Raw genomic sequence first — 5,130 nt, forward strand, 5'->3', positions numbered from 1 at the left:
TACCTGCTGGTGGTGGAGTCGCAGGGCAAGGTGGACGACCGGAAGCGGGGCAGCTGGCCGTACTACCTGTCGTACCTGTACGAGAAGTACCGGTGCGAGCCGGTGCTCATCGCCATCACGCAGAGCAGTGGTACGGCCAAGTGGGCCTCGCGTCCGATCCGGCTCGGTTTCCCGGGGTGGGAGTCGCTGACGGTGCGTCCGCTGGTGCTGGGGCCGGACAACGTGCCGGTGATCGCGGACGAGCGGCAGGCCGAACGGGACGTCCCCCTTGCGGTGCTGTCCGCGATGACACACGGGCGTGGGCCGCAGGCTCCGGCCATACTGGAGTCCCTGGCATCCGCCCTGCGGACCATCGACCCCGACAGTGCCGGGGTCTTCGTGCAGTTCGTCGACTCGTACCTGGCCGACCCCCAGGCGAAGCAGATGTGGAGGGAATTGATGACGGCGATCCAGTACTTCTGGCGACACCCGCTGGCGGAACAGGTACGCGAAGAGGGACGCGAACAAGGTCTGGAGCAGGGCCTGGAGCAGGGCCGGGCCCAGGCCAAGGCCGAGATGGTCGTCCGCATCCTGGAGTGGCGGGGCATCCCGGTGCCCGACGCCGTCCGGGAGCGGGTGCTGGCCTGCACGGACCTCGGCCGGCTGGAGGTCTGGGCTCAGCGCGCCGTCCACGCGGGCGAGGCCACGGAGCTGTTCACCGAGGAGTGAGCACGTGAGCGTCGGGCCGCTCGCTTCCCGGCCAGGGTCGTGCTTCCGCGGTCCGCGTCAAGGGCGCTGCGCGTCGCCTCCGGCGATGGGCCTGCGGCCCACCCTTGACCCGGCCCACTCCAGCCCGGGCAGAAAGCGAGCGAGCGGCCCGGAGCAGCGGTGGCCCAGCCCGGCACCGGACCCTCGACCTTGCTGCTCAGTGCCCTTGGCGGGGGGCGCGGTCGCGCCTCGCATGGACGCCAGGCCGGCTTGACGGCCGACGGGCGGTGGCGGCGCGGATCGGCGGCAGCGGGGGTAATTGGCGGATTTGCGCCAGGAGTCCTAGGGAGAGATGCAGGCCCGAGTCGTCCGGAGACCCCGCTGCGTGGCCCAGATCCGCCAATCACCGCCGTCCTGGAACGTTCCTTGTCGACCACTGGGCGGTTCGCCAGGCTCGCTCGAACTCTTCAGGGCTGATCGCAGAAGCTGAGAACTCCGGCTGGCTAGCCACATCATCGATCGATCCCGCGGGTACTTCACTCAAGCCAATCTCTGCGGACTCGTGGAACATGTCGGCCTTGAGTACCTGTCCGTCCCGATAGACTTGGATCTTGCGTACTTCATACCCATCGCTTCCGATCTCGCTATAGAAGCGGACTGGTTCCGATTGAAGTTCATGTGCCCAGTCAACCTTCCAGTGCTCCACGGTCAGCCCTTCGTGTAGCAATTTACCGAGGCGTCACAGTACGTCCGGCAGAGCGGTCCGAAACTGGTCCACCTTCCGCTGAATGCACGGCGATAGGTCGGTGAGCATGCGCACTGTCTCATCGAGGTGACGTGCCAGTTCTGGCGCGTTCCGCCATACCGATTCCCGTCGCGTCAGTACCGCCGAGAGCAAGTCGTCGTCATACCAGCCGGCCGCAGCTTCCTGTGGCGCTGTTTCCCGTAAGAAGTCCAAAGCCACAGGAAGGAGCCAACGCAGTCCGACATCCTGGGCGATCAGCCGACGTAGATCCTCCACTGTGAGGTGTTTGATAGCGCGCCTCCGCAACTCGTGAACGCTGCGGACCAAGGTAGTGCTGTCGCTTGGAGGGTCAGGCCAGCGATCTCCCTTCAGTTCTTCGATCGAGCGGCTGGTGTCGATAAGAAGTGCGATGATGGCCTGCTCCTAGGTGCGCCGGATCAGACGTACAGGAGTCGGTCCTGCACGGACAGCTTCGGAGACGCTTGAATCACTACCTCGCCCGCGCATTCCCCCATGTGAAATTCGACGGAGATGTACGTTGCCGACGCGGTGGAGGAAACCCTCAGTCGCGTGGCGCCCTCACGGTAGAGGTCCAGCAATTCGTCGCCATTTCCGCTCGTCCAGCGCGCTCTGACGGATCTGGACAGTGTGTCATAGGAAAAGGTGAGCGAGTCTCCTTCGCTGCCTTGCCATGTAAGTAGACGGGCGCCGCTATCGACCGTATCCGGCCATTCCCCGATCAGGTCGAGGATCTCCTCGTCATCGGGAACAATGAATTCCCTGTACACTCTTACCTCCAGATCAGGATGTCCAGCGTCGTTCAATATATGGTAGCCAGTGCTTCTTGCTGCCGGTGATACTTACGCCTGGTCCGCTGCCGCGGAAGATGACCGTGGACAACCTGTGGTTTCCGTCAGGCAGAACTTGCCACGTGCTCTCTACCTCCAGCGCGCCGCGCGGACCGTAAAGCACTGACCTTGTGACCCCGAAGTCGCCGCTGCCGCCGTTCCACGTGTTGGTGAAAGAGCGTTCGAAGGGCTGACGGGAGGCGTCCTTCAGGTGTTCCGTCACATACGTGCGCATCTCGCAATTATCGTCAATGCCGATTCGGTGGAGTTGCGCTTCATTCTGGCGTGCGCGGGGAGAGTTGTGTGAATCCGGTTTAATGTCTTTATTGAATAGATAATCCAGTTTTCGGGGATCTACCTCAGCGCCGCTCTGCCCGGGGGTGCACGCAGCAAGACCCAGAGGATCAAGCCAGGTGCATGGGTTGGCCACATACCTGGCGGGGTTGGGTGCGGCAATGAGTCCGAGAGGGTCGGAAGTGAGGTAGCGGGCCGTTTCCGGGTCGTAGTGGCGGAAGTAGTTGTAGTGCAGGCCGGTTTCCGGGTCGTAGTACTGGCCCGGGAAGCGTAGGGGGGTGTACGTGGTGCTGTTGGTCGACCACGCCGTTGTGCCCCACAGGGTGCTTCGGGTGTGCCAGGCGATCTCGCCCTGTTCGTCGACGAGCTCGGTCGGCGTGCCGATCAGGTCGGTGACGATGGCGAAGAAGCGGGAGTCGATCTCCTGCTGGGGGGTGTCGGCCGGGGTGAGGCGTTCCGTCTGGGCCAGGGGGCGCAGGCCCTGGTGGTCCCAGGTGAGGGTGATCGGGTGGGGGAGGTCGGCGGACGCTGTCGTCTGTTCGCAGAGTGTGGTGCCGTCCCAGGTGAAGGTCACCCGTTCCAGGACCGTTTCGCCGTCCTCCGCCAGGCGGAGTTTGGCCGTGCGGCGGCCCAGGGGGTCGTACGTGTAGTGCCAGCGGGTGCCGTCGGGGGTCGTCACCGCGGTGAGGCGGTCTTCGGCGTCCCACTCGTAGCGCCAGGTGTCCGGTCTGCGGGACAGGCGGGTCTTCTGGCGGAGGGTGATGCGGCCCAGGGCGTCGTGTTCGTAGCGGACGTTGCCGGCCCGGGTGATGCGGGTGCCCGCGTACGCGCGTGGGCCCGTTGCCGCTGCGCCCGGGTGGTCCGAGGGCCAGGACGCCTCGGTCTGGTTGCCTGCCTCGTCGTAGGCGTACCGCTCCGTCCAGCCGGCCGTGTGGACCGCCGTGACCCGGCCCGTCGCGTCGAGGTCGAAGCGGCGGGTGCCGGACAGCTGGTCGTCGACGGCCGTCAGGTTGCCGTCGGCTCGGTACGTGTACCTCCGGTGCTGGATCGTTCGGTTCCGCGCACCGGTCACTGACTGGCTCGTCAGGCGGCCCAAGGGGTCGAAGGTGTGCTCGAAGGCAAGAGTGCCGCCGATGCGGCGGGACACCTCGCGGCCTGCCTGGTCGTACGTGAAGTCGATCGCCCGGCCGGACGCGACCATGCCGGCGGGGCGGCCTGCCGCGTCGTACGACCATGTCGTCGTGGCTCCGGTCGGGGTGGTGCGGCCGGTGCGGCGGCCCAGGGTGTCGTAGGTGTACGTCACCGTGCGGCCGTCGACCGTTTCCGAGTGCAGGCGGCCGTGGCGGTCGCGCAGCAGGGTCAGTGTCGTGCCGTCGGGGCCCACGGCCTGGGCCAGTTGGTCGGTCAGGTCGTAGGCGTAGGTCGTGCTCCTGCCGTTCGTGCTCTTGCGGAGGACCTGGCCGAGTTCGTTGCGTGCGAAGGACGTCTCCTCGCCGAGCGCGTTGCGCCGCGTGGCCAGGCGGCCCGCCGCGTCGTACGCGTACTCCAGAGCACGGTCGTCGAAGTCCGTCTCCCGCATCAGGCGACCGGCCGCGTCGTACTCGTACGTCCAGGTCAGGCCGTGTGGATTCGTGACCGCCGTCAGGCGTAGTTCGGTGTCGTGGGTGAATTCGTAGCGGACGCCGTCCGGGGTGGTGCGGGCCGTCAGCAGGTCGAAGTGCGTGTACTCGTAGCGGCTGACCCCGCCGAGGGGGTCCGTGTGGCTCGTGCAGTTGCCCTCGCCGTCGTACGTCCACGTCTCCGTGGTGCCGTCGGGGGCCGTGCGGCGCGTCAGCCGGCCTTCGAGGGACCATTCGAGGCGGGTCGTGGCGCCCGTGGGGTCCGTGATGGTGGTCGGTAGGCCCAGTGCGTTGCGTTCGTAGCGTGTGGTGGCGCCCAGCGGGTCCGTCACCTCTGCCGGGAGGCCCGCGCGGTCGCAGACGACCGTCGTGGTCGCGCCCAGGGGGTCCGTCACCGACGTGAGGTGGCCGGCCTCCGTGTACGTGAAGCGGGTCGTCCGGCCGGCCGGGTCCGTCAGCGTGGTGAGGTTGCCCCGGTCGTCGTAGGTCTGGCGGATCACCGTGCCGTCCGGGTTCACCACCTTCACCGGCTGGCTCAGGTCGTTGTACTCCGCGCGTGCCTCGCGGCCGTCCGGGCGGACCACTCGGGTGAGGTTGCCTGCCTCGTCGTACTCGAACGTGGTCGTGTGGCCCAGGGGATCTGTCGTGGACAGCAGGCGGTTGTGGCGGTCGCGGGCGTAGTGCGTGGTCGCGCCGACGGCGTCCGTCTCGGCTACGACCTGGCAGCGGCGGTTGATCCGGTAGTGGGTTCTGTGGCCGTGTGAGTCGGTGATCGTCGTGGTGTGCTCGCCGGTGTCCGCATCCACCGGTCCGTAGGTGAAGGTCGAGGCCAGGTGGCCGGCGGCGCCGGACTGGCGGGTGCAGCGGTCCTGGTCGTCGTAGGCGTAGGTGAAGTGGCTGTCGTTGGTGTCCGTCCAGGAGACGATGCGCCCCTCGG

5 protein-coding genes are annotated in these 5,130 nt (G+C 66.9%); 1 reads left to right on the forward strand and 4 read right to left on the reverse strand.

What is annotated here, in order from left to right:
* Nucleotides 1-708, forward strand: a 708-nt coding sequence (locus IE312_RS31750; protein WP_189985717.1) for an RpnC/YadD family protein, incomplete at its 5' end; no start/stop codon positions are given.
* 382 nt (nt 709-1,090) lie between these two features.
* Here IE312_RS31750 and IE312_RS31755 read toward each other — a convergent pair.
* From IE312_RS31755 to IE312_RS42700, 4 genes are all read right to left on the reverse strand, one after another.
* Nucleotides 1,091-1,393 carry a DUF6881 domain-containing protein gene (locus tag IE312_RS31755; protein ID WP_189985718.1) on the reverse strand — a complete coding sequence of 101 codons (303 nt, stop codon included), beginning with the start codon at nt 1,391-1,393 and terminating at the stop codon, nt 1,091-1,093.
* A 33-nt stretch (nt 1,394-1,426) separates the two neighbouring features.
* On the reverse strand, nt 1,427-1,846 hold the full coding sequence (locus IE312_RS31760; protein ID WP_306419844.1) for a contact-dependent growth inhibition system immunity protein: 420 nt from the start codon (nt 1,844-1,846) through the stop codon (nt 1,427-1,429).
* A gap of 23 nt (nt 1,847-1,869) precedes the next feature.
* Entirely contained in the window at nt 1,870-2,220 is a 351-nt protein-coding gene (locus IE312_RS31765; protein ID WP_189985719.1) for a hypothetical protein, read from the reverse strand.
* 13 nt (nt 2,221-2,233) lie between these two features.
* On the reverse strand, nt 2,234-5,130 hold a 2,897-nt coding region (locus IE312_RS42700; protein WP_229900671.1), incomplete at its 5' end, for an RHS repeat-associated core domain-containing protein.

The sequence above is a fragment of the Streptomyces capoamus genome, from assembly GCF_014654935.1.
GTDB classification, from domain to species: Bacteria; Actinomycetota; Actinomycetes; order Streptomycetales; family Streptomycetaceae; genus Streptomyces; species Streptomyces capoamus.